17 protein-coding genes and 1 CRISPR repeat array are annotated in these 25,187 nt (G+C 53.2%); of the genes, 10 read left to right on the top strand and 7 right to left on the bottom strand.

What is annotated here, in order from left to right; translation table 11 throughout:
• The first annotated feature begins 36 nt into the window (after positions 1-36).
• Together QYC28_RS06385 and QYC28_RS06380 are read left to right on the top strand one after the other, a co-directional pair.
• Positions 37-3,432, top strand: a complete 3,396-nt coding sequence (locus QYC28_RS06385) for an EAL domain-containing protein (RefSeq protein WP_302680027.1) — start codon at positions 37-39, stop codon at positions 3,430-3,432.
• A gap of 81 nt (positions 3,433-3,513) precedes the next feature.
• Positions 3,514-3,888 (top strand): hypothetical protein, encoded by a 375-nt coding sequence (locus QYC28_RS06380; protein WP_149819218.1) that lies wholly within the window; start codon positions 3,514-3,516, stop codon positions 3,886-3,888.
• Here QYC28_RS06380 and QYC28_RS06375 read toward each other — a convergent pair.
• A complete protein-coding gene (locus QYC28_RS06375) occupies positions 3,885-4,361 on the bottom strand; it encodes a Dps family protein (protein ID WP_149819216.1) in 477 nt (158 codons plus the stop codon). The genes QYC28_RS06380 and QYC28_RS06375 overlap by 4 nt on opposite strands.
• Before the next feature lie 195 nt (positions 4,362-4,556).
• Here QYC28_RS06375 and QYC28_RS06370 point away from each other — a divergent pair, with 195 nt between their 5' ends.
• The 3 genes from QYC28_RS06370 to asnS all read left to right on the top strand — a co-directional run bounded on the left by QYC28_RS06370 (position 4,557) and on the right by asnS (position 9,381).
• Positions 4,557-5,516 (top strand): FHA domain-containing protein, encoded by a 960-nt coding sequence (locus QYC28_RS06370; protein WP_286669073.1) that lies wholly within the window; start codon positions 4,557-4,559, stop codon positions 5,514-5,516.
• A 68-nt stretch (positions 5,517-5,584) separates the two neighbouring features.
• Positions 5,585-7,981, top strand: a complete 2,397-nt coding sequence (locus QYC28_RS06365; RefSeq protein WP_302680026.1) for an endonuclease MutS2 — start codon at positions 5,585-5,587, stop codon at positions 7,979-7,981.
• A gap of 11 nt (positions 7,982-7,992) precedes the next feature.
• Complete coding sequence (asnS, locus tag QYC28_RS06360) at positions 7,993-9,381, top strand: asparagine--tRNA ligase (RefSeq protein ID WP_286627096.1); 1,389 nt, start codon at positions 7,993-7,995, stop codon at positions 9,379-9,381.
• A 1-nt stretch (position 9,382) separates the two neighbouring features.
• On the opposite strand, the gene trpB is transcribed toward asnS, so the two are convergent.
• Together trpB and QYC28_RS06350 are read right to left on the bottom strand one after the other, a co-directional pair.
• A complete protein-coding gene (gene trpB, locus QYC28_RS06355) occupies positions 9,383-10,624 on the bottom strand; it encodes a tryptophan synthase subunit beta (RefSeq protein WP_286627095.1) in 1,242 nt (413 codons plus the stop codon).
• 48 nt (positions 10,625-10,672) lie between these two features.
• Positions 10,673-11,449: a DUF1350 family protein gene (locus QYC28_RS06350; protein WP_286627093.1), complete on the bottom strand. Its 777-nt coding sequence runs from the start codon at positions 11,447-11,449 to the stop codon at positions 10,673-10,675.
• Between the two features lie 75 nt (positions 11,450-11,524).
• Here QYC28_RS06350 and QYC28_RS06345 point away from each other — a divergent pair, with 75 nt between their 5' ends.
• Positions 11,525-12,745 carry a F420-0:Gamma-glutamyl ligase gene (locus tag QYC28_RS06345; RefSeq protein ID WP_302680025.1) on the top strand — a complete coding sequence of 407 codons (1,221 nt, stop codon included), beginning with the start codon at positions 11,525-11,527 and terminating at the stop codon, positions 12,743-12,745.
• A gap of 15 nt (positions 12,746-12,760) precedes the next feature.
• A CRISPR array of direct repeats spans positions 12,761-15,440; the repeat unit is 36 nt; unit sequence GTTTCCATTTGTTCGGCTGGGAAAGAATCCCAGCAC.
• Between the two features lie 295 nt (positions 15,441-15,735).
• Here QYC28_RS06345 and QYC28_RS06340 read toward each other — a convergent pair.
• The 4 genes from QYC28_RS06340 to tyrS all read right to left on the bottom strand — a co-directional run bounded on the left by QYC28_RS06340 (position 15,736) and on the right by tyrS (position 20,823).
• Positions 15,736-16,458, bottom strand: coding sequence for a cytochrome c biogenesis protein CcdA (locus tag QYC28_RS06340; protein ID WP_149821714.1), 723 nt, complete (start codon positions 16,456-16,458; stop codon positions 15,736-15,738).
• Between the two features lie 4 nt (positions 16,459-16,462).
• Positions 16,463-19,147, bottom strand: a complete 2,685-nt coding sequence (locus QYC28_RS06335) for a pitrilysin family protein (protein WP_302680024.1) — start codon at positions 19,145-19,147, stop codon at positions 16,463-16,465.
• A 62-nt stretch (positions 19,148-19,209) separates the two neighbouring features.
• Complete coding sequence (locus QYC28_RS06330; protein ID WP_302680023.1) at positions 19,210-19,539, bottom strand: hypothetical protein; 330 nt, start codon at positions 19,537-19,539, stop codon at positions 19,210-19,212.
• Positions 19,540-19,596: 57 nt separating this feature from the next.
• Entirely contained in the window at positions 19,597-20,823 is a 1,227-nt protein-coding gene (tyrS, locus tag QYC28_RS06325; protein ID WP_286627167.1) for a tyrosine--tRNA ligase, read from the bottom strand.
• 150 nt (positions 20,824-20,973) lie between these two features.
• Between tyrS and QYC28_RS06320 the strand changes: the two genes are divergently transcribed.
• The 4 genes from QYC28_RS06320 to QYC28_RS06305 all read left to right on the top strand — a co-directional run bounded on the left by QYC28_RS06320 (position 20,974) and on the right by QYC28_RS06305 (position 25,086).
• Complete coding sequence (locus tag QYC28_RS06320) at positions 20,974-22,905, top strand: transglycosylase domain-containing protein (protein ID WP_399375229.1); 1,932 nt, start codon at positions 20,974-20,976, stop codon at positions 22,903-22,905.
• A 221-nt stretch (positions 22,906-23,126) separates the two neighbouring features.
• Positions 23,127-23,648 (top strand): transcriptional repressor, encoded by a 522-nt coding sequence (locus QYC28_RS06315; RefSeq protein ID WP_190278270.1) that lies wholly within the window; start codon positions 23,127-23,129, stop codon positions 23,646-23,648.
• A gap of 3 nt (positions 23,649-23,651) precedes the next feature.
• Entirely contained in the window at positions 23,652-24,188 is a 537-nt protein-coding gene (locus QYC28_RS06310; RefSeq protein ID WP_302680022.1) for a DUF2808 domain-containing protein, read from the top strand.
• A gap of 1 nt (position 24,189) precedes the next feature.
• Positions 24,190-25,086, top strand: a complete 897-nt coding sequence (locus tag QYC28_RS06305; protein ID WP_149819190.1) for an LD-carboxypeptidase — start codon at positions 24,190-24,192, stop codon at positions 25,084-25,086.
• The last annotated feature ends 101 nt before the right edge of the window (positions 25,087-25,187 follow it).

The following is a 25,187-nucleotide window of genomic DNA, read 5'->3' as shown; positions in this document are numbered from 1 at the left end:
GGGGTACGATGTCCCTAGCCAGTTTTACCCCTGCCTATGACCAATCCCCAATTCTTACGAGTGGTTGCTCTGTTGAGTCTAGGGGTAGCAACAGCTGTTTTTATAGAATGGGTTCTCGCTGCCATCACTTCCCACTCGCCTCTCTTGGTCGGTATTGATGTTTTTGCTGCCATCGCCCTTGGGTTAACCGCATTGGCCATCACCCTCATGGGATCTAGGGGCAGAGATCGAGAATTAGCATGCCTCCCCCAGCTCTGTGGCCTAGTGCTTGTTCTCATGGGGGTGGCAATTGCCGTAGCAGTTTTCAATGCTCAGGAAATCACTGCTCCGTGGCAAGCGCTGTCTTTGCCGGCCTACACCAGTTTGCTACGGCCTGTGGCCTTTATAGGGCTAGGGGTGGCCCTGTGGGGGGTCAGGGGGGAGCGAAGTTGGCAAGTGATTTTCGGTCAAGGAGGGGCAATCACAAGTGCCTGTCTGCTGTTCCTTGAGGTATTGGCCGGTCTGTACCAATTGCCGCTGTCTCTTAGTGCCTCTGCCCTTGGCCAAATCCTCGCCTGCGTTCTTCTTGGGCTGCTGAACCTCTGCCTTATGCAATGGCATCCCTCCCGAGGGGTGATGCGTTACTTCAGTTCACAAAGGATAGGTGGCCTACTCTTGCGGCGATTGTTGCCTTGGAGCATCCTTGGCCCCCTCCTCATTGGTTGGGTAATTCAATGGGTACACCACGATCGCCTATGGCTTTCGGAGCGCTTAGCCCAAGAGGTGCAGATCATCAGTATCATCGCTTTTTTGGTCACTCTTTTGGTTACGGAGGCTCAGCATCTGAACCAAGTAGAGCAGGAGCGGCAGTCATTTTGGCGCGCCTACACTGAAATGGACGAGGTGTTCCGCAACAGCCTGCTTTTATCACCGCTGCCGATGGCGTTGGTGGCGGCGGATGGTCAACTGTGGTTGATGAATCGGGCATGGCAAGAGCAAACCGGCAGCAGCCCAGAGGAAACCCCCACATGGGAGGGGTGGTTAGCCATTGCCTTTCCTGAAGCAGCGCAACGCCAGTGGGCGGCCACAGAATTCCAACGCTGCCTTATAACGCAGGCACGGGTTGAGCATGGGGATGTGTGCATCCGCACTCGCGCCAAACAAGAGCGTATTTGGCAGATGGTTTCCCTGCCCCTGCAACTGCCCAACGGCAACCAACAGTTCATTTTACTGACGGCAGTGGATGTCACGCGACAACGGCAGCTGACCCAGCAACTTGCAGCCCAGCAAACGGAACTTGAGGCGCAGGTGATTGCCCGCACCCTCGATTTGCACAACGTCAATGGGGAACTCCAGGCCGCCCAAGAAAAGCTCAATCAACTGTTGGATCGCGCCGATGCCTTTGTCAGTGAAATACGGCTCTTTCCTGATGGCTCTTGGTGCTATGAGTATCTCTCCCAAGGGCACCTGCGCATTCTCGGCTACAGCCCCCTTGACTTTCAAGAAGACCCGAATCTTTGGCGATCGCGGGTTCCCTCCGAGGACTGGGAAGCCTATCATCGTCCCTTTCGCGAGAAATTACTCCAAGAAGGCTGTGCCCACACCGAATATCGCTTTCAACATCGCGACGGCCATGAGGTGTGGATTTCCCTCAATGCCACCGCTGAACCTCAAGGGGATGGCAGTTACCTGATCACCACGGTGGGGGTGGATGTCACCCAACGCAAAAAAGCGATGCTAGCCCTAGTGGAAAGTGAAACCCGTTTTCGCCAGATGGCCGATGCCTCACCTTTGATGATCTGGCTGGCAGATAGCAAAGGCACCATTGAGTTTGCCAACCAAACCATTTGCCGCGTCTTGGGCGCCTCCTTAGACCAAATCCTTGGCTGGAACTGGTTAGACCTTGTCCATCCTGAGGATCGGGAGCGCACAGAGCAGGCCATCCGTCTTGCCGTTGAGCAGCAGCAAAGCTATGAAATTGAGCACCGCCTGCGCAATGGCCAAGGTGTCTATCGCTGGGTACTCAAGCAAGCGGCACCCCGCTATGCCGAAGACGGCACTTGCATTGGCTACCTTGGTTCCTGCTTGGACATTACCAACATCAAGCTAGCGGAGGAGAAATTGCGGCAACTGGCTTGCCAGGATAGTTTAACGAATCTCCCCAATCGCGCCTTCCTCACAGAAAAAATTGATCAACTGCTGGCTGCCTACCACCGCGGTGACATTCCGCCCTTTGCCGTTTTGTTTTTGGATTTGGATCGGTTTAAGGTCATCAATGATAGCTTGGGTCATGATGCCGGCGACGAGTTACTTCTAGAAATTGCCCATCGCCTTCGGTCGAGTATGCGCCAGCAGGAGATCGTTGGCCGATTGGGGGGAGACGAGTTTATTGCCATCCTCGAACACATTGAGGGTCTCCAGCAGATTTATGAGTATGGCGATCGCCTGCGCCATTGCATTAGTGAACCCTATGTGCTCAAGGGCACTGAAGTAAGTGTCAGCGTCAGCATTGGCATCGCCATTGTTAATTCTCGTTACCGCACTGCCGGTGAACTGCTGCGGGATGCTGATATTGCCATGTATGCTGCCAAGGCCCAAGGGTGCAACGGTATGCAACTCTTTGAATCGGAGCACCACCAAGCGGTTTACACCCGCTTACAACGGGAACAGGAATTTCGCCGTGCCCTAGAGCAGGAGCAACTAGCGCTCTTCTACCAGCCCATTGTCAGCCTCAGTCAGGACAGCCTTGTTGGTTTTGAAGTATTAGTTCGCTGGCAGCATCCCGAAAACGGTTGGATCAGTCCGGCAGAATTTTTGCCCTTGGCTCTGGGGTTGGGTCTAGCCACAAAACTGGATCAATGGGTTCTGCAAAAGGCAATTTTCAACCTCTACCAATGGCAACAGACACTGGGTTCTCGGGCTGCCGACTTCACCCTCAGTGTCAATATTTCCAGTGCTTTCTTTAATTCTGGCCAAATGGTTCCTTTGCTCAAGCATCTGTTGCCGCTCTATGGGATTCGCGGCCAGCAAGTGATTCTGGAGATTACTGAGGAAGTGATCATGCCCGATTCAAGGTTTGCCCAAGAGCAATTGGAGGCGCTCCAAGCCCTTGATATTCGCTGTGGCATTGATGACTTTGGCACTGGCTATTCCTCCCTCAGCCGCCTGAGCCAACTGCCCTTGTATGCCCTAAAGATTGACCAGTCCTTTGTCCGGGACATCGAAACCAATTTCCAAAATTTAGAAATTGTTCGTGCCATTATTAGCCTCGCCCGAACCCTGCAACTAGAAGTGGTTGCCGAAGGCATTGAACATCTCTCCCAAAAGCAGTGCTTGCAGGCGTTGGGCTGTCAGCGGGGTCAGGGGTTTCTCTTTGGTGAACCCCTCTCTGAGGAGCAAGCGCACCAGTTACTACAAGCGAGGATCACGCCTTGTCAAACGGAAAGCAAATAATTGTTGCATCAAGACCGTTATCTAGGGGTCAGCAAAGCCCCTTGGCTATCTTAGATAAAGACCGCTGAGTGGAGAAGCCTGATGACCCAGCCGCTGATTGCTAGCCTCATGCTGAGTCTTTCCCTTGGGGGAGCGATCGCCCCCTTGGCGATTGCCCAAGCAACTAATCCTGAGCCTGTCAACATTGTCGAGTTAGTTCGCGCTCGCAACTATGCCCGCCAAGCTGCAGAACGAACCAATGGCGGATTAAGTCGCTATCGAGCCGAGCAGTCCATGCATGGGCCTGTCCGTGAAGCTCCCTATGTGCGCAATGCCGACGGCTCCTACACGTTTCGGATTTTGGGCCATCGAGTCAGCAATGGCGTGCCCGCATCCCTGCCCAGTATCGAAACTGTCGTTACTGTGGCTGCCGATGGACGCACCACCATTGACTACAACGGCCCGATTCGCAACTAACTGACCAAGCCATCGCCTTTGGCTAAAAACTCCTTGAGGAACCAGCGATGTTTTTGGTGGGTTTGCACCAAACGGGTGTAGAGGTCAGCCGTACCAATGTCGCCCGCCTCAGTGGCCACTTCTGCATCTTGGTGCATCTCGGTAATGATCAGCTCATGGTTAGCGATCGCCTCCTCAATCATTTGCTTGACCGTGAGTTGGCCGCTTGAGGGGGTTACCGTTGCCACTTTGAGATAGTCTGCGGGGTCTGCCACTGGCTGGCCATCAAGCATCAAGCTACGCTCAGCCAGTTCATCAATCATGGCAAAGACTTCTGTTCCCTGTTCTTCAAACAGCAGGTGCAACTCCCGAAACAAGGGGCCATAGGTTAGCCAGTGGTACTTTTTATAGTTCAGATACAGGACAACCGCATTGGCCTGTTCCCGTTTCAGCGTGGTCAGCACTTGCTCTTTCAGCGTTGTTGTTGCACTCATAGTGGTCTCCTTTGACAGTTATCGAACTGTCCTGTCTATTTATCATACTCATAACGAGTACGTTTTAGCAACCTAGAGGGTGCTACTGCCATTCTATTGACATCTAAGATGGAGGTAGTCCCTTGCTGCTCATCAACGCTAGGATAGGCAGCATAAAAATAAGTTTGATGATTTGAGTGTTTTTTAGCTGCTGCTATGGACGCCTCAGCCAATCGCCCCGATACCTACGTTCCACACCTACAAGCACCCAGCCGTTCTGGTGAACAGCAGTGGGGGTTCATGCGTCCCAGTGAGCTGATTCTAGCGGCACCCACACCCCGGTTGTTATTGCACTCCATTTACATGCAACGTTCAATTGTGTTGGATCAGTTACCCGTTTGGCAAATTGGTCGAAGTAAAGATTGTGATATTGTCCTACCCGATCGCTGGTGTTCGCGGCACCATCTTTGTATTGAGCGGCAGGCGGATCATCGCTATCGGCTGACTGACCTCAAGAGCATGAACGGGACATTTATCGGTAATAACCGTATCCACGCGCCCCATCTCCTCAGACACGGCGATCGCATTTCCATTGGTGAGTCAGAACTAGAGTACATTGACCTACGGGATGTGCCGAGTCCTCACCCCTACACCAATCATTCCCATGAGAGCAAGGGTCAAGTTACCGTGTTGATGACCCACTCTTCGCGTACCCAAGGGGAAATGTGGCGGGAATTATTGAACTCCCAAGGGATTTCGACGATTTGGGCAACATCCCACTTTGAGTTAGAAAAAATTATTGCCCATGTGGAGTCCCTCAACTGCAAAGTCAGCCTCTTGCTCCTCGATTTGGGAATGCCAAAAACCAATCCCTACGATTTTTGTCGCCAGTATCGCCAGCGCTATCCAGAAATGAATGTCATTCTCCTCAGTGGCCTGCGCACCCGTGTCCATGAATCGGAGTGCAAGTGGGCGGTCAATCAAGGCGCGATGGCACTCTTTGCGGGCTTGCCGCGCGAAAATCTGTTTGGAGATCTCACGAGTATTACCGAGCGATTGCAAACGATCGCCCAAGCCATCGAATGGACCTACTTCAATCCTGAAGCCCTCACCAGTACCCTGCTGAAACTGCAGGATGCCGTGGATGCGGAGATGTCGTCGGGGATGGTCCTCTAGAACCGCTGCACGGATTGGTGAGCAGTGCTACAGTCAGTGAAAGTAGTGTTTTCAGCAGATAGCGAACATTGGTTGTTCTCACATCACAAGTTAGTGCACTAGACAAATCCCTAGGGCGGCTGGAGTGGCCGCGTCTCTGTTATCAGTTGGCAACGTTTGCTGCTACCAAACGGGGGATGCGCCAGCTGCAGGGGGGAGAGATTCTAGGGGGCACCCAAGCAGCCAGTCAAGTGCTGTTGGCTCAAACCACTGAGGTGATTACCCTAGAAACGGTGCACCAAGTGCGCTTAGATTTTAGCCAAGTCACGGATATTGAACCTGCCCTTCGCCGGTTGGATCATGGGGGCTGTTTGCAGGGAATGGAGCTACTGGCGATCGCCCACCTGTTGAGTGCGGCGCGGCAACAGCGGCGTCAAATTGAGGAACACGCGCAACTCAATGAACTCCAACAACTAGTGGCCGGTGTCCGTACCTATCCTGAGGTGACTCAGGAGATTTACCGCTGTATTACCGATCAGGGGCAAGTGAGCGATCGCGCCAGTCCAGAATTGGCTGAGATTCGCCAGCAGCAACGGCAGTGCCGTACCCAGATCCAGCAGCAACTGCAGCAGATTCTGCAGCAGCGAGCCAGTGCTATTCAAGAGGCAGTGGTCACCCAACGGCGCGATCGCTATGTGTTGGCAGTCAAAGCCACCCACAAAGACCAGATGCCGGGGATTGTCCACGATCTCTCCGCCAGTGGTGCCACGCTCTACATTGAGCCACGGGAAACCATTGACCTGCAAAACCGCCTGCAACAACTTACCCATCAGGAGGCTGAGGCCGAACGCGCCATTTGCCAAGCCCTCTCGGATCAGTTGGCCACGATTAGTGATGATTTGTGGTATCTGCTCGATGTGCTGACCACCCTCGATATGGCGGTGGCCCGTGCCCACTATAGTCTCTGGTTGCAGGGCAACCCACCCCAGTTTGTCAGTGACACGCGACTGCACCTGAAGGCCTTGCGCCATCCCCTGTTGGTGTGGCAGGAGCACCATGAGCAAGGACAGACCGTGGTTCCCATTGACATTGAATTGCACCCCCCCACCAAGGTGGTGACAATCACTGGCCCCAACACTGGCGGCAAAACAGCAACCTTGAAGGCCTTGGGCTTGGCAGCACTGATGGCAAAAGCAGGGTTGTATGTGCCAGCGGCAGCGCCCGTAGAGTTGCCCTGGTTTACAGGGATTTGGGCAGACATTGGGGATGAGCAGTCCCTGACCCAAAACCTGTCCACCTTTTCCAGTCATATCTGCAATATCCGCGATATTCTCACAGAGCTCGAGATGACAGGGGGCAATACGTTGGTGCTCCTCGATGAAGTGGGGGCCGGCACCGATCCCAGTGAGGGCACAGCCCTAGCGATCGCCCTGTTGCGCTATCTGGCAGAGCACGCCAGTCTCACCTTTGCCACCACCCACTATGGCGAACTCAAAGCCCTCAAGTATCAGGACAGCCGCTTTGAAAATGCCGCCGTTGAGTTTGATGAGACCACCCTTGCCCCGACCTATCGGCTGCTGTGGGGCATACCGGGACAGTCTAACGCCCTAGCGATCGCCCAGCGGTTGGGGCTATATCCCAGCATTATTGAGGATGCCAAAGCCTTTCTCAGTAGCGACAGCAACCGCATCAATGAAATGATTATGGGGCTGGTGGCACAACGCCAAGCCCAAGAGGCCAAAACCACAGCGGCAGCGGCGCTGCTGCGGGATACAGAAGCCCTCTACCAAGAAATTGCCACCAAGGCTCAAGAACTGCGACAACGACAGCAGCAACTGCGCCAACAACAGGAGGAGCAGGTACGCAGCGCCCTCCATCAGGCTCAGCAGGAAATTGCCAAAGTAATTGCTCAACTGCAACGCGCCAACAGTCCCGAACAGGTACAAGCTGCCCAAACGGCGCTGCATCAGATTGAGAAAACTTATTTACCACCACCCCCGCCCGTTGGCTTTATTCCTCAACCGGGCGATCGCGTTCGCTTGCCCCAATGGCAACAGGTGGGCGAAGTCCTCAGTGTCAGCCAGCAGGGGGATATTGTCGTCCAAGTGGGTTCCGTGAAATTTACTGTGCCGCCCCACGCCGTAGAGTCCCTCAAGGGCGAACCGGTACGCACACCATCTAAACCCAAGGCCGACCCAGCTCAAGCTCCCCTCCCACCCCCTTCTCGCACCCCAACCCCAGCACCCGCCATTCGCACAGAGAGCCGTACCCTCGATCTGCGGGGCAAGCGCACCCATGAGGCGGAACCTCTCCTAGAGGAATTTCTCAACCGCCAGCAGGGAACGGTTTGGATTATCCACGGCCACGGCAGTGGTGCCCTCCGCCAGTTTGTGCATCAATTTTTAGAGCAGCACCCCAGCGTTCAAAGCTATCACCTTGCGCCTCCTGAAGAGGGAGGCCGGGGAGTAACCATTGTGCAGTTATAGGAACAAGACCCATGCAGCAGCGGATTAAGGATATTCTTCATCAAGGTCAAGTGGGCGATCGCGTCACCGTCAAGGGCTGGGTGCGCACCAAACGCGAACTCAAGGAATGTACGTTTGTCAACGTCAACGATGGCTCAACCCTAGCCGGATTGCAGGTGGTCATTCCCAACACTGTGGCAGCAGCAACGCCAGCCATTAAAGACCTGACCACAGGGGCTGCCGCAGAATTCAGTGGCGAACTGGTGCGTTCTCCCGGCAAAAACCAAACCATTGAACTCCATGCCCAGCAGATTCACCTTTGGGGCAGTGCCGATCCAGAAACCTATCCCCTGCAAAAAAAACGCCACAGCTTTGAATTTCTACGCACCATTAGTCATCTCCGGCCGCGAACCAATACCCTAGGCGCAGTGATGCGAGTGCGCAATGCCTGTGCCACTGCCATTCACCAATTTTTCCAAGAGCGGGGATTCCTGTGGGTACACACCCCGATCATTACCGCCAGCGACTGTGAAGGGGCTGGGGAACTCTTTACCGTCACCACCCTGGATTTAGCGCAGCCACCCAAAACCCCAGAGGGGAATATTGACTTCAGTCAGGACTTTTTTGGCCGCCGTGCCTACCTGACGGTGAGTGGCCAACTGGAGGCAGAAATTATGGCCACGGCATTTACCAATGTCTATACCTTTGGCCCCACCTTCCGCGCTGAAAACTCTAACACCTCGCGGCATCTAGCCGAGTTTTGGATGGTGGAGCCAGAGATGGCCTTCTGTGACCTGATGGGAGATATGGAACTGGCGGAGGCCTTTTTGCAGTTTGTCTTTCGCTATGTCCTTGACCACTGCCCAGAGGATATGGCCTTCTTTCAGGAGCGGATTGATAATAGCGTCATGGCCACCGCCGAACAGATGGCAACTCAACCCTTTGCCCGCCTTAGTTACAGTGAAGCCATTCAAGTCCTAGAAAAAAGTGGCCGCGCCTTTGAATTTCCCGTGGCTTGGGGACTAGACCTGCAATCGGAGCATGAACGCTACCTTGCTGAGGAATACTGCCAGCGCCCCGTGATTGTTTATGATTATCCCGCCAATATTAAAGCCTTCTATATGCGCCTCAATGATGATGGCAAAACGGTGGCTGCCATGGATGTCCTTGCCCCGAAAATTGGTGAGATCATTGGTGGCTCCCAGCGGGAAGAACGCTTTGAGGTGTTACAGGAGCAGATTGTCCGCCGTGGGCTAGACCCTGCCCCCTACTGGTGGTACTTGGATTTGCGCCGTTATGGCAGTGTTCCCCATGCCGGCTTTGGGCTGGGCTTTGAACGGTTGGTGCAGTTTATGACGGGGATGGACAATATCCGTGATGTTATTCCCTTTCCTCGTACACCGGGGAATGCTGAATTTTAGCTTAGGGGGTTGGCTGTGCCTCAAAATAGCGGCCAATCGTTTCCACGTCCTTGTCGCCGCGTCCTGAACAGTTAATGACAATGCGCGGCTGCCCCGTTAATTGCGGGCATAGCGTTTCCAGATAGGCCAAGGCATGGGCGGTTTCGAGGGCAGGGAGAATGCCTTCCAACTGGGTAAGACGCACACAGGCAGCCACGGCCTCAGCATCGGTGACACTGTAGTATTCGGCACGGCCAATGTCCTTGAGGTAGCTGTGCTCTGGCCCGACGCCCGGATAGTCTAAACCGGCACTGATGGAGTGGGCCTCAACCACCTGACCATCGGCATCCTGCAAGAGATAGCTCATGGCACCGTGGAGTACCCCCACTTCCCCTTTGGTCAGGGTGGCAGCATGGTGACCCGTGTCCACCCCTTGACCCGCAGCTTCAACACCAATTAAGCGCACTTGGGGTTCCTCGACAAATTCATGGAAGAGTCCCATGGCATTGGAGCCGCCGCCAACACAGGCGAGCAGAATATCGGGCAGCCCACTCCATTTCTCAAGGCACTGCCGCCGCGTTTCTGCCCCAATGACGGCATGGAATTCCCGCACTAGCATCGGGTAGGGATGGGGCCCCGCCACTGAACCCAAGATGTAATGGGTGGTTTCAACATTGGTTACCCAATCGCGAATCGCTTCGGAGGTGGCATCTTTTAGGGTGCCTGTGCCTGCACTGACGGGGGTCACTTCTGCTCCCAATAGGCGCATCCGCAGCACATTTAACCGCTGCCGCTCCATATCCTGTACCCCCATGTAAATCACACATTGGAGGCCAAAGCGGGCACACACTGTTGCTGTAGCTACTCCATGCTGACCGGCACCTGTTTCGGCAATAATGCGCTGTTTGCCCATGCGTTTGGCAAGCAGGACTTGCCCGAGGGCGTTGTTGATTTTGTGGGCACCCGTATGGTTGAGGTCTTCCCGTTTTAGATAGATCTGGGGTTGGGCTTGATCATGGGCATAGTGGGCACTGAGGCGTTCGGCAAAGTAGAGGGGACTGGGACGACCAACGTAGTCCCGCAGCAGTTGCTGAAATTCTGCTTGGAATTCAGGGTCTTGGCGATAGTGGGCAAAGGCCGCCTCCAATTCACTGAGGGCGGGCATCAGCGTTTCGGGAACATACTTGCCACCAAAGCGACCAAAGCGACCACGGGGATCGGGGCGAGCAGCGGCACTGAGGGCAGCAGAGGGGGCAACAGTCACGGGCAAAGTCCTTTTTTCATCAAGGGTTCCTTATGTGATTGTGCCACGCTAGGGGCGGGAACGGCGGGCAGTGCCTAGGGGATTGAGCCACTCCAACAGACACTCCTCCAGAATCTGCATTTCCGGAAAGAGACTTTGCTTGATCCACTGGCCGACGGCATCTAGGGGAGAAAATTCTGCGCCGACTTGCCACTTGAGTCCTTGGCTGAGGGGGGTGAGGTGATTCCCCGGTAGCTTCAAGGCAGTGACCATATCGCCAAATTTGGCTCTGAGGAGACTGCGCAGGCGGGCTGTTTGGTCAATATCGTCCTCTTGGAAACGGATCAAGAGATTACGGCGCACAGGATAGCGCTCTTGAATCAGTTTTTCGGTTTCTGTCGGGCTGGGACTGAATTCGACACCCACGGGGGCAAGGTTTTCTATCCAAGGAATGGATTGACTGGCGGGGTAGTTGTTGAAGGCCATGAATATATTCCCAGCGCGATCGCCATCGTAGAGGCTATTGATCAGCAGGTGGAGCTTGCAGCCCATACTGTGTCCCAAACCATAGATGGGCAATGCCGCTGGGTAGCCGCGGCGATAGATCAACCAATCAAGGGCATAGTCGAGTTTATTCAGCACATCGAGGGCGATCGCCCCATGATCAAAGGTGTTCACAAAGGGCGTGGCAATAATGCCATAGCCCGCCTCCGCTAGGTGCTCCAACAAGCGCCGATAGGTCAATTGCGGTGCCGCTGCCACAAAAGCTCCCCCCAGAAAGTGAATCCACCCCAAGGGACGCTGGGGAAGACACAGCCAACTGCCGCGAACCTCTTGCCACTCCAAAATCCAGTCACTCCAAAAATGCCTAACTGACTGTAATCTAGCGAATACGGGAAATGCAGTGGTACAGGACACGTGATGATTGCAACAGTTATCGGCATAGGGGCAGCCGCCCTAGGATTCCTAGCCCTTTTGGTGGCGATCGGTTTGGAAGGGCGGTATCGCCAGCGGCCAGCCCATCCCCTTGAAGTGATCCGTGCCACTTGGAATCTGGAAATCTATGAGCCAACCCACTACCGTTTTGTCGGGCTATTGGGACTGAGCAACCCCCACCGTGGCCTTGAGGTGATGGTGCCAGACTTACGGGCAGAGGTGGTGCTATTGTCCGATGGCCGTGTCGATATGATTCAGACGGATGTGCAGGTCATCCCCCGCCACCCGGAGCCAGAGTTTCCCCCCCGTGCCGATGGCTATTGGTTTGCCTATATCGTCAAGTCCACCAAGCAAACGAATGTCGAGATTTGTGTGGATTTGCAGGGAATTGGCGTGAGCGAGGTCAAGGCTGCTTGGGTCAAGATTCACTACATTGCCTATGGCCCCCATGGTCGCTTCCTGAAAACCCATCATGAATTTATCCCCCTCAAGTTTCCGGCCACGGGAAATACAGGTGTGTGGCGACAGGCGGAGGGATGTCAGGTACTCCCCATTCGCACCCATTTACTGACGCCGTTGGATATTCCCCTAGAGGTGCTCAATCGCTACGTCATGCCCCATGCCCAAGCAGGTGATATTGTCGCAATTGGTGAAACCCCCATTGCCATTATTCAAGGCCGCCTCAAAGATCCTGCCCAACTGCGCCCCGGCTGGGTAGCAACGCGGGTGTGCCAGTTCTTCTTGCCGACTTCCAGTTTGGCAACGGCCTGTGGCATGCAAGCCTTGGTCGAGGAAGTGGGCGAGCTACGGGTACTCTTGGCCTTTTTGGGGGGGGCGATCGCCAAAGTCTTTGGTCACAAGGGCGGATTTTATCAATTGGCCGGCGAACAAGCTCGCCTCATTGACGATGTGACAGGTACTCTGCCCCCCTACGATCAATTTATTGTTATGGGACCTGTTAACCCCCAAGCCGTCGTGGAGGATCTGGCAGCAAAAACGGGTTTGGGCATCGCCATTGTGGATGTTAACGACCTAGGGGCAGTCAAGGTGCTTGCCGCTAGCCAAGGAGTCTCCCCTCACTTCCTCACGACTGCTCTGAAGAAAAACCCCGCCGGTAATGCCGATGAGCAAACACCCATTGTCTTAATCCGGCCTTGCGGTGTTTCTCCGAGCTCGACTGAGGGTTTCCTAGACAAGATGCATTAGCTCTTATGACCAACCGTTTCCATTTGTTCGGCTGGGAAAGAATCCCAGCACTAGATCCTGCTATTGAAGCTTTTATAAATGCTCAAGGTTTCCATTTGTTCGGCTGGGAAAGAATCCCAGCACAGCTAATTGATTAGTTAAAATTTTGTAAACTAGGGTTTCCATTTGTTCGGCTGGGAAAGAATCCCAGCACCCATTTGTGCTTTAACCATCCGTTGGACAGTACCAAAGTTTCCATTTGTTCGGCTGGGAAAGAATCCCAGCACGGGCAAAATAAATGAATACTACAAATTACACAGTCGTTTCCATTTGTTCGGCTGGGAAAGAATCCCAGCACCCTTAATGCATATCGAAGATTATAAAGCTCAGTTTAGGTTTCCATTTGTTCGGCTGGGAAAGAATCCCAGCACTTTGAGGCGCGCGGTTAGTCAGTTCATTCTCATCGTGTTTCCATTTGTTCGGCTGGGAAAGAATCCCAGCACAACTCTATCAAAGAGTCAATCATTTGGCTCTTAAAGTTTCCATTTGTTCGGCTGGGAAAGAATCCCAGCACAGTACCAGTCATTGACTTTGACTGGTACCAACGCGTTTCCATTTGTTCGGCTGGGAAAGAATCCCAGCACAGTACCAGTCATTGACTTTGACTGGTACCAACGCGTTTCCATTTGTTCGGCTGGGAAAGAATCCCAGCACTTTTCAGGAGGATGGTTGAATCAATTTCCTAAAGTTTCCATTTGTTCGGCTGGGAAAGAATCCCAGCACCCCACAAAAAAAACTAAAAAACTTTAGAAGCGAAAGTTTCCATTTGTTCGGCTGGGAAAGAATCCCAGCACCTGCGGTTGCTCGTCCTGCAATTCCTAGTTCCACGCCGCGTTTCCATTTGTTCGGCTGGGAAAGAATCCCAGCACAGGAAGGACTAATAAGAATATCCCGAGGAAAAGTCTGTTTCCATTTGTTCGGCTGGGAAAGAATCCCAGCACATTTGCACCAACATCAAGATGGAGTTCAACAAAAGTTTCCATTTGTTCGGCTGGGAAAGAATCCCAGCACGGTTATTATGTTGGCCAAAGCTCTTGCAGCACTTTCGTTTCCATTTGTTCGGCTGGGAAAGAATCCCAGCACAAAATACTAGACTGAAGCAAATGAGGAGCAACTTGTTTCCATTTGTTCGGCTGGGAAAGAATCCCAGCACTCATAGTAGTTAGATAGTTGAGTTAAATAAGTAATGTTTCCATTTGTTCGGCTGGGAAAGAATCCCAGCACTTCTAAGTTTATATGAAAGATTAAAAGGCAATAAATGTTTCCATTTGTTCGGCTGGGAAAGAATCCCAGCACGAAATAGAACCAAGCTTTTTCGAGGGAGATCCAGAAGTTTCCATTTGTTCGGCTGGGAAAGAATCCCAGCACTTATTATTCTCATAATATTGAGTATAGATTCGATGTTGTTTCCATTTGTTCGGCTGGGAAAGAATCCCAGCACAAGTAATCCAAATGTATGATCTTCAAAACAAACAACGTTTCCATTTGTTCGGCTGGGAAAGAATCCCAGCACTATCAAGGAGCAGCCCAAAATCCTTGTGGCTGTAGAGTTTCCATTTGTTCGGCTGGGAAAGAATCCCAGCACTTATTGATGTTGCAAAAAGTATGGATGCAGTAGAGTTTCCATTTGTTCGGCTGGGAAAGAATCCCAGCACTACCTGAGTCAGAAGATTTTTACTATTACACGCGTTTCCATTTGTTCGGCTGGGAAAGAATCCCAGCACGAGCCTATTAACTCGTTCTTTTTTGATTGTGGGGAGTTTCCATTTGTTCGGCTGGGAAAGAATCCCAGCACTAGTTGTGGGAGCATAGGTAAAATCTAGGGAATGTTGTTTCCATTTGTTCGGCTGGGAAAGAATCCCAGCACATTTAGAGAAGTACTTAGCCTACGCGCTTTGTGCCGTTTCCATTTGTTCGGCTGGGAAAGAATCCCAGCACGGATGAAACACAAATTAGTTCTCGTGCGCCTCAGAAGTTTCCATTTGTTCGGCTGGGAAAGAATCCCAGCACCAATACTCCTTACTATCAAAATCATTACAAGAGGCGTTTCCATTTGTTCGGCTGGGAAAGAATCCCAGCACAAGATGATTGAGGATAGATATGTAGATTTTCTTTTGGAGGTTTCCATTTGTTCGGCTGGGAAAGAATCCCAGCACTGGACACTTAAAAATTAGAGTTGTAGATGGAGATGGTTTCCATTTGTTCGGCTGGGAAAGAATCCCAGCACACGGGTCTAAAACCGTGTCCCCTACATAGGAAAAGTTTCCATTTGTTCGGCTGGGAAAGAATCCCAGCACTGAATCCTTGTTCGCCAAAGACTTTGGTTTTGTTGAAGTTTCCATTTGTTCGGCTGGGAAAGAATCCCAGCACGTCCTCTATGTTGTCGTCCCATCCCGTCCCCGTCCCGTTTCCATTTGTTCGGCTGGGAAAGAATCCCAGCACGTTACCATAACGGATGGTTTTGCCATCCGTCATAGGTTTCCATTTGTTCGGCTGGGAAAGAATCCCAGCACAACATAAGCGTGCCCAGCGTGCCCAACGCCCCAAGGGTTTCCATTTGTTCGGCTGGGAAAGAATCCCAGCACATGCAAGCTAAAAATTTTGACTGGACAATTATTTCGTTTCCATTTGTTCGGCTGGGAAAGAATCCCAGCACTGCGCCTTCCTAGAAGGTGCTCTACGACTACTATAGCACAGGTCATTTTCAAGCACCTAGAGAGGATCATTTTTTTGTTTTTGTAAAATTTTTAGATCCGCAGGGTCACAGGACGTGAAAGTCACTCTGGAACTGAATTTCGGGAAAATTCAAGCACCTCCAAATCTGTTAGAAATTGCTCAAAGCGTTGTGGAGACTGGGTTTGAGAAAATTGCCAAGCTGAGAGGATATTTTTGTCCAGAGGTGCTTGCATGGCTGCCGCTATCGGCTAACCACTGCCCCTTTGACTTGAGCACTAAAGACGAATGGCTAAAGCAATGACGCCAAAAGCAATGAGGAGCACACCGCTCACAGGGGTAATCCAACTCGACCACTGCCGCAGTGCCAAGAGCTTTTGCAAGGCACCGCTAAATACTCCGACTAAAATCAGCGGCGCGACATACCCTGTTGTATACGCCAACAGCAGGCCAGCCCCCACCACTAGCTTTTGGGTTGTGGCCACCCATGCCAGCAGCGTTGCCAAGACCGGCGTACTACAGGGTGCTGCCACAAGGCCAAATGTTGCCCCTAGGGTATAGGCTTGCAATCCCGCAGGAACCCGATCCGGCAGTTCCTCTAGGAAGCGACTGCGGGGAAAGCTCAGGGGCAAGGCATTGAGCAAGTTTAAGCCCATGGCGATCGCCACCAAGCTCACCACGATCGTTAACCCCCAGCCCACCTGACCGTAGATGCGACCAGCAACCGCAGCAATCATCCCCAACAGGGTTAAGGTGGTTGCGAGGCCAAGGGCAAACCAAAGAGACTGGCGCAAGACGGAGCTATTTTGCTTTGTGGCGTAGCCGGCGATGTACCCGACAGTAATTGGCAGCATCGAAAGGGTGCAGGGAGTCAGACTTGTGAGCAGTCCCGCCAAAAAGATAATCCCCACACTCATGACGCTGAGACTGCTCAGTTGACCACTCACCCATTGGTTTGCCCACTGTTCTAGTTGATAGAGTTGGAGCGTTAAGCTGGCCATGGCATCAAAGGTTAAAGGCAACAGGGGGACCCGCCGTCACAATCACCAATCGCTCTGGATCAAGGAGATCGCGTAGAGCTTGATTCACTTGCTCTAGAGTCACCGCTTGCAAGCGATCGCTAAACTGTTGTAATTCCGCCGGCGGTAAGCCCACACTGGCATTTCCCAACAGCGTCCGTGCCACCACATCGACATTGGCTAATTCCACAATGTAGGTATTGCTGAGGCTGCGCTTGGCCGCATCGAGTTCGGCAGCGGTGAATCCTTGGCGGTGGGCATCCCTGAGAAGTTGCAAGGTGGCCTGAATGGCCTTGGCGGTATCCTCAGGGGCGGTTTGCAATTGAATGATAAAAGGCCCTGCTTGACGACTGGCACTAAAGAAGCTGTAGATGCCATAGGTCAACCCCTGGCGATCGCGAATCTCTGTGCCCAAGCGACTGGCCAGCGTGTCTCCCCCTAGGATGTGATTCATCAGCATCGCTGCGTAGAAGCGAGGATCGCGGCGATCGATCCCCGGCGTCCCCAGATAGGTAATCGCTTGGCTCTTACCGGCAATCACCGCATTCTTAAAGAGGGTTTGCTCGGGCGGTGAAACCGCAGGAAAGGTTAGGGACAGGGGATCCGTTTGGGGTTGCCACGAGCCAAAAATTTCATTGAGGCGCGATCGCACCTCCACTGGGTCAAAATCCCCCACGAGGGCCAAAATCGTGTGATCGGGGGTATAGGCCGCCCGATAAAAGTTCAACAGGTCTGGGCGTTGAATCGCCTGTACAGATTCAGGAGTGGCAAAGGGATGCAGGGGATGATTGGCGGGATAGAGGGTTTCTTGCAGGACGCGGCGCCCCCAGCGCACAGGATCATCCGCCTCAAGGCTCAGAGCCGTGAGATAGCGTTGTTGGCTGAGCTTAAACTCCGGTTCTGGGAAGGTGGCTTCTTGAAGGACTTCACCAAGGGTTTGCAACAGCGTGGGCAGTTCACTGGCCAAGGCATAGCCCTCAATATCCACTCCATCGCGGAAGGCACTGAATTCTAGGCTAATGCCACGATCCTCAAGGGTTTGTGCCAGCGTCAGGGCATTTTTGCGCCGCGTGCCATTGAGGAGATTGGCAGCAGTGAGGTGGGCCACCCCCGGTTGTGTCAATAGATCGTAGGCTGTTCCTGCGTCAATGCGCCCCGCCAGCGTAATGGTTGGTGTACTGCGATCCACGAGTAAGAGCACCCGCAGGCCATTTTTCAGGGTAAAGGTTTCCACCCCATTATTTTTGACCTCAGGGGCAGCCTGCCCACTCCCTTGGGGTAAATAGGCGGCAATGGTTTGCGGATCCACTGGCTCACCGACAAGATTATGGGCGGTGGTTTGGGCACCCGGCCGACCTGAAAGCTCAACATCGGCAAATTCACTGGGAATAAATTCCCCCACAATCCAGCGATCGCGCCCAAAGTAGGTCTGCACCACTCGTTGAACATCCGCAGCCGTGACTTTTTCAATGGCCGCAAGGTGGCGATCGCTAAAGCGATAATCTCCCGTCAGGGTTTCATCATTAGCCAATTGACTGGCTTGGGCATCAATGTCACGATTGCGCAGGATAAAATTGGCCTTGAGCTGTTGCTTAGCCCGTTGCAGTTCAGCGGCGCTCAAGGGATGCTCTGCCAGCTGGTGGAGAATCTGGCCAATGGTCTGCTCAATGGTCTCAAGGGATTGCTCCGGAGCCGCGATCGCGCCAATTTCAAACCAGCCCCCCGCCTGTAACGCGGCCACATAGGAGTAGGCCGAACTGGCTTGACCCGTTTCCATCAATTCCTGATACAAGTACGAACTGCGTCCGCCACTGAGGAGCATATCCAGCACATCCAAGGCCGCCTGATCTGGATGGGTCATCGCTGGAATGGGTACCAAAATCTGTAATAGCGGCGCACTCCCCGGTTCTGTGAGGCAAATTCGCTGGGCTTGACCTGCCGTTGGGGGCGGTAATGAAGGAGACTTTAGAGGGTCGGTTGGCCGAGGAATCTGCCCAAAGGTTTTCTTGACCAGTTCCAGTGCCCTTGGGGGACGGACATCGCCAGCAATCACCACAACGGCATTATCGGGGCGATAGTACTGGTGATAAAAACTCTTCACCGCTGGCAGCGTAAACTGCTCCACATCACTGGCCGTTCCCCCCACTGGCAAGCCGTAGGGATGATGGGGATAGAGGGCGGCCATCAGGGCTCGACTGAGGCGATATTCAGGACTATTTTCATAGCCTTGCAGCTCCGAGATCACCACCCGTTTTTCACTCTCAAGGGCCTCGGGGGTCATCAGGATATTGCGCAGGCGATCGGCTTCAAGGATCAGCAGTGGTTCTAGTTGGTCAGCGCGCACCGTATGGTGGTAGGCAGTCATGTCGTAGCTGGTAAAGGCATTGGAAGCACTGCCAAGGGCATAAAACAACTGACCAAACTGGACGGGACGGCTCTTGGTGCCCTTAAACATCAAATGCTCCAGTTGGTGGGCAATCCCATTTTCTCCCTTGGGTTCATGGCGAGAACCAACGCGATACCACACCTGTAAACTCACGACGGGTGCTGTGGGAATCTCTTTGATCAGCACCGTGAGGCCATTGTCTAAAACGGTTTTGGTTACACCACTACCGAGTCCTTCTACCGTGTGCAGGGGAAAAATCACCGCCAAACTGGTACTCAAGAGCATCAAGCCAATAAATAATAAGATTTTAACGAATCGTGGAACTAGCCCTAGGGTCATCGTTGTAGTTAATTCCCTTGGTGGGCGATCGCGCTCACAAGTGCTGTAATCGCCGGGGAAAGACTCGCCAGAACCACGACCGATGCTGCCGCAATAATAATCGTTGTTGCCATCCGCACCATGGCATCGGTGCCCCGCTGATAGACCTCAAACTTATACTCTTGATTTTTCACCTGAGTGGCCAACTCACTCACATCCCCTTGCAGTTTGTGCACATCAGTTTGGAGCTTTTCGACATCCGTTTGTAGTTTTTCGACATCGGTGCCGAGCTTCTCCACATCTACACGCAGCACCTGCAACTCGCTGAGTACCTTGGCCTGAAATTCCTGCTCGCTCATCCTACACATTCTCTGCACCACCTCATCTTCATTCTGGCAGAGAATGCCAACCGCCACCTAAGGTAGAAAGCGCAGGAATTTTTTCTTACCCACTTGCAGCACTTGGTTCACATAGGGTTCCGGTGCCGTGAGGGTAAAGTCCACATCCGTAACTTTTTCGCCGTTGAGACGCACCCCACCCCCTTGGATCTGTCGGCGCGCTTCGCTGCTACTGGGGCAGAGCTTGGTGTGACTGAGCACATAAGTCAGCTTCACAGGAAACTGAAACTCCCCAAGGGAATACTCTGGAATCGATCCCGCCTGTGCCGTTTGCCCTTGGGTGACGATCGCGGCTAGTTCCGCTTGGGTTTGCAGGGCGAGATCGCGCCCATGGTACTGACTCACGACTTCTAGGGCCAAGGCCTTCTGGCGATCGCGGGGATTGGGGGGTAAACTGTCCAAGGGCAAATCCGTGAGCAACTCAATGTATTGGTTCACCAAGGCATCGGGAATTTTTTCCAGCTTGGAGTACATACTGGCTGCCGATTCCGTAAGCGCCACATAGTTGCCAAGGGACTTCGACATTTTCTGTACTCCGTCCGTGCCCACTAGGATCGGCATCAGCAGACCAAATTGCACGGTGGGCAAGCGAAAATGGCGCTGTAAATCGCGACCGACAGCAATATTGAACTTTTGATCCGTCCCCCCCAACTCGACATCTGCGGCCACCGCCACCGAATCATAGCCCTGCATGAGGGGATAGAGAAACTCATGGAGAAAAATGGGCGTTTCCTTGGCGTAGCGTTCGGCAAACCCCTCCTTGGCCAGCATTTGGCCAACAGTCATGGTTCCCAGTAGCTCAAGAATTTTCCGCAAGTCCAGTTTAGCGAGCCACTCCGAGTTGTAGCGAATTTCTAAGCGGCCGGGGGTCTCAAAATCCAAAATGGGTTTCACCTGCTCAAGGTAGGTTTGCACATTGGCAGCCACTTCTTCGGGGCTGAGTTGTTTGCGCACCTCGGACTTTCCTGTGGGATCGCCAATTTGAGCCGTAAAGTCACCAATAATCAGTACGGCACAGTGACCCGCATCCTGAAACTGCCGCAGCTTGCGCAGCACAATACTGTGGCCAAGGTGAATTTCGCTGCCGGTGGGATCAATGCCAAGCTTAACCCGCAGCGGGCGCTCCGTTTGCCGCAAATAGGCCCAGAGATTTTCTTCGGGTTTGGTGGAATCAGGGACATGGGGAAACGTTTCGACAACGCCGCGCTGGAGCCGGGCAATTGTGGCCTCAAGATCTGAAGACATCATGGAATTGGGCTGGGACATTTTCTGGTCTAGGATGGCTATGATAGCAATCAATTGCGATCGCGGGGCAATTTTGCCATCCCTTACTTTTATTCCAATAAAAAAATCATATACGAAGTAAAAAATAATTGGCGTAAGGAAGCGACTGTCGTGTCCACCACTACCCTTGGCAAACACCCCTCCCAAACTCGCCCCCAGGATGAAAACTTCTGGCGTGGGGTCCTGCGCATTGCTAACCGTACCTTCCTTGTGGGGATGACCTTTGGTTGTGCGGCGATCGGCGGGGGACTGCTGGGCTTGGCGATTAGCTTTCGGAATTTGCCGGATGTGCGATCGCTGCGGGGCTACATTCCCAGTGAAACGACGCACATTTACGATGTCAAGGGCACCCTCCTTGTCAGCCTTCACGATGAAGAAAACCGCGAAGTCGTTCCCCTCAGCGAAATTTCCCCCAATTTGAAGCTGGCTGTGATGGCCATTGAAGACAGTAGTTTCTACCAGCATCGCGGTATTAATCCCATTGGTATTTCCCGTGCCTTGATGGTCAACCTCACCTCGGGGCGTACTGTACAGGGTGGCTCTACCCTGACGATGCAATTGGTGAAAAATCTCTTTTTGTCTCAAGATCGCTCCATTAGCCGTAAAGTGGCTGAGGCTGTTCTGGCCATGCGCCTCGAGCAGATCTTCAGCAAAGATGAAATTTTGGAGATGTACCTCAATCAAGTCTATTGGGGACACAATACCTACGGCGTACAAACCGCAGCCCAAAGCTACTTCAAAAAAAATGCCGCTGATCTCACGCTTGCCGAAGCCGCCATGATGGCTGGCATTATTCAAGCGCCCGAGGCCTATAGCCCCTTTGTGGATTTTGACCTCGCCAAGGAACGGCAGCAGTTGGTGCTGGATCGGATGGTGGAATTGGATTGGATCACCCCCCAAGAGGCCGCTGCCGCTGCCCAAGAACCCATCAAGCTAGGGGAAATTACCTCCTTCCAGCGCAGTCGTAGCCCTTGGATTACGGATGCTGTGTTGCAGGAGTTGACCCGCCAATTTGGTCGTGAAGCGGTTATCCGTGGGGGAATGCGGGTACAAAGTAGCCTTGATGTCAAGGTGCAAAAAATGGCCGAAGAGGCAATCCAACGCGGCTATCAAACCCTACGGGGCAGTGGTGTGCGCGCCGATCAGTTGGCCTTGGCGGCAGTAGATCCACGAACGCACTATGTCAAAGCCCTTGTCGGCGGTGTGGACTACAACCGCAGTCAGTTTAATCGCGCCACCCAAGCCATGCGTCAACCGGGGTCTGCCTTTAAGCCCTTTGTCTTTTATGTTGCCTATGCCAGTGGCAAATATACGCCGGATTCTGGAATTAACGACTCACCCGTTAGGTATCGCGATGGCAGTGGGTGGTATGTGCCGCGAAATTACGATGGCTCCTTTATGGGTGGGATGTCTATGCGTATGGCTTTGGCCACGTCCCGCAATATTCCTGCGATTGTTCTTGGCCAAGAGGTGGGCATTGAGCGCGTCATTGAAATTTGCCGTACCCTTGGCATTACCAGTCCCATGCTTCCTGTGGTTTCTCTACCTCTGGGGGCTGTGGATCTAACGCCCTTGGAAATGGCCGCGGCCTATGCCACATTCGCCAACAATGGCTGGCAATCCCCCACCACAACCATCATTCAAGTCACCGATAACAATGGCAATTTGCTCTTGGATCACACACCGCGCCCCAAACTCGTGCTTGATCCTTGGGCCGCCGCCGCCCTAAACAACACAATGCAGAGTGTGATCACCAGTGGCACAGGGACAGCCGCCAACATTGGCCGACCCGCGGCGGGGAAAACAGGCACCACCTCTTCTGAGCGGGATATTTGGTTTGTTGGTTATGTGCCACAACTCTCAGCGGCTGTTTGGGCAGGGAATGACAACTATGCACCCCTCGGGCAGGGGGCAACGGGGGGTGGCTTTATGGCACCCATTTGGCGGGATTTCATGAGTCAGGCACTCAAGGATGTGCCCATCGAAGACTTTACTCCAATGTCGAAGTTCCAGCGACCCAAGCCGCAACGGCAAACAAATTAGCAAACAAATTAGGGATTGGTTTTTGAACTGGGTTCTGCGCCACTGAACCCATTAACACTTGATTTGATCGATTTGATCAGATGGTGCTTGGGCGTTGCAACTCATTTGCAGAAACTTCAGTAAAACTATTGTAATTATTCTCAATAAGCTGGGGTTGTTGCAAATGACACTTGTTGTCGGCTATCATGCAAACCAATATCGGCAGATCAAGCGAATCTTCTATGCCACTTTATACAGCAGCAGCCTTAAAGGCAGAATTGAATGAGAAGGGCTGGCGGTTGACGCCACAGCGAGAAACCATTCTCAATATTTTCCAGAATCTGCCCAAGGGCAATCACCTGAGTGCTGAAGACCTGCACCATGAGTTGCGCAAACAGGGACACTCCATTAGTTTATCCACCGTTTACCGCACCGTAAAGCTGATGTCGCGGATGGGTATTCTGCGGGAGTTGGAACTGGCAGAGGGACACAAGCACTATGAATTAAATACCATGTCCCCGCACCACCATCACCACATGGTGTGCGTGCAATGCAACCGCACAATGGAGTTCGACAATGATACGATTCTCAAGCAGGCTCTGAAGCAGACGGAGAAGTATGGTCTGCAATTGATTGATTGCCAACTGACGATTTACACCATTTGCCCAGAGGCGTTGCGGCGCGGTTACCCCGGACTGCCGGAAAACTGGGTCTGTAGTAGCGCGATTGCCCACGGCACAGAACCCCCCTCGCGGGGTAAATAAGGGATGCGACGACCCTTAGCGATCGCCCTTGTTGGCATAGCTGCTTTGACCCCTCAGAGCCTAGGGGTTGAGTTTCCCGATGGTCGGGTGGCCTTTGATCAGCCACCCATTTTTGTTGAAGCCAATACCCGCTATCCTCAAGTGTGGCTAACGAATACCACCTACAACTTCATTGTGCAGATACCGACCACCGCAGGCGAACCCCTTGCCCGGCTTGACATTCAACAACTGCCCGGCATTGAGACAATTTACTTTTTGCCCCAACGTACCCGTGCTTTTATCGGCGATCGCTCCCACCAGCCGATTCCCTTGGCCGAGGTGACCTTTGATGGCCATTCAGCGCTGCTTAGAGTGACCTTTGATCCCCCTGTGCCACCGGGGTCGTACCTGCGGGTTGAGGTTGCTCCTGTGCGCAATCCCCAATGGGATGGGACGTATCTTTTTGCTGTGACAGCCTTTCCTCGGGGGGGCGATCGCGCCATGGGTCAAAATATCGGCACGGGTCGCTTGCAGTTTTACCGCAACTCTAATTTTTTCTAACGTGACCGTCTTTGCAACATTACCGCCGCCGCTTCAGCCGGGCGATCGCCTTGCCGTCGCCTTTCCCAGTGGTGTCCTCCGCCAAAGGGAACCTTTTTGGCAGGGAGTGGCCTGTTGGCAAGCTCAGGGCTATGAGGTGATTGTCGATGAGGCGGCCTTTGCCGGCTGGGGCTACCTTGCGGGTGCCGATCAACAGCGGCGCGATCGCCTGCGGCACTTATTGCAAGATAATTCTATTAAGGGTATTCTCTGCGGGCGGGGTGGATTTGGAGCGACTCGTCTGTTGGAGCAGTGGCAGTGGCCAGCGGTATCGCCGAAATGGCTGATTGGTTTTTCGGATATTACGGCTTTGCTGTGGAGCTATGCTAACCAAGGGGTGGCCGGTGTCCATGGCCCAGTACTCACCACGCTGGCGGCAGAACCCCTTTGGAGTCAGCAGCGGCTTTTTGATCTGGTGCGGGGCAAACCCCTAGAGCCGCTCTTGGGAACGGGTTGGGGGGGCGGTGTGGTGCAGGGTCGTCTTTTGGTGGGGAATTTAACAGTCGCGACTCATTTACTGGGGACGCCTGATTGTCCTTCTTTTGAGAATGTGATCTTGGCTCTAGAGGATGTGGGTGAAGCCCCCTATCGCATTGACCGCATGCTGACGCAGTGGCGCTGCAGTGGTGTGTTGCATCAGATTCAGGGGATTGTCCTCGGTCGTTTTAGTCGCTGTGAGGATCCGACCACCCAACCCAATTTTCGGCTGATTGAGGTGTTGCAGGATCGCTTAGGGGATTTGGGGCTTCCCATTGTCAGTGACTTGCCCTTTGGTCATGAGGGAGTGAACGCTGCCTTACCTGTGGGAGTCGCAGCAGAGTTGGATGGCGATCGCGGCTCTTTGCGGCTATTACTCTGACCCAAAATCAAAATACCACCTCTGCCAGTGCCGAGATTGGTAAAAACTAATCCCACTCATAAGCAGAAGGCGATCGCTGGCAAACAATGAAATGAAAATTC

The sequence above is a fragment of the Thermosynechococcus sp. HY596 genome (assembly GCF_030518715.1).
Taxonomy (GTDB): domain Bacteria; phylum Cyanobacteriota; class Cyanobacteriia; order Thermosynechococcales; family Thermosynechococcaceae; genus Thermosynechococcus.
This window is presented reverse-complemented; position numbering and strand designations above follow the sequence as displayed.

Coding starts and splice junctions, on each gene's coding strand:
- QYC28_RS06385 (WP_302680027.1), top strand. CDS start 37: ATGACCAATCCCCAATTCTTACGAGTGGTTGCTCTGTTGAGTCTAGGG.
- QYC28_RS06380 (WP_149819218.1), top strand. CDS start 3,514: ATGACCCAGCCGCTGATTGCTAGCCTCATGCTGAGTCTTTCCCTTGGG.
- QYC28_RS06375 (WP_149819216.1), bottom strand. CDS start 4,361: ATGAGTGCAACAACAACGCTGAAAGAGCAAGTGCTGACCACGCTGAAA.
- QYC28_RS06370 (WP_286669073.1), top strand. CDS start 4,557: ATGGACGCCTCAGCCAATCGCCCCGATACCTACGTTCCACACCTACAA.
- asnS (WP_286627096.1), top strand. CDS start 7,993: ATGCAGCAGCGGATTAAGGATATTCTTCATCAAGGTCAAGTGGGCGAT.
- QYC28_RS06345 (WP_302680025.1), top strand. CDS start 11,525: ATGATTGCAACAGTTATCGGCATAGGGGCAGCCGCCCTAGGATTCCTA.
- QYC28_RS06340 (WP_149821714.1), bottom strand. CDS start 16,458: ATGGCCAGCTTAACGCTCCAACTCTATCAACTAGAACAGTGGGCAAAC.
- QYC28_RS06335 (WP_302680024.1), bottom strand. CDS start 19,147: ATGCTCTTGAGTACCAGTTTGGCGGTGATTTTTCCCCTGCACACGGTA.
- QYC28_RS06330 (WP_302680023.1), bottom strand. CDS start 19,539: ATGAGCGAGCAGGAATTTCAGGCCAAGGTACTCAGCGAGTTGCAGGTG.
- tyrS (WP_286627167.1), bottom strand. CDS start 20,823: ATGTCTTCAGATCTTGAGGCCACAATTGCCCGGCTCCAGCGCGGCGTT.
- QYC28_RS06315 (WP_190278270.1), top strand. CDS start 23,127: ATGCCACTTTATACAGCAGCAGCCTTAAAGGCAGAATTGAATGAGAAG.
- QYC28_RS06310 (WP_302680022.1), top strand. CDS start 23,652: ATGCGACGACCCTTAGCGATCGCCCTTGTTGGCATAGCTGCTTTGACC.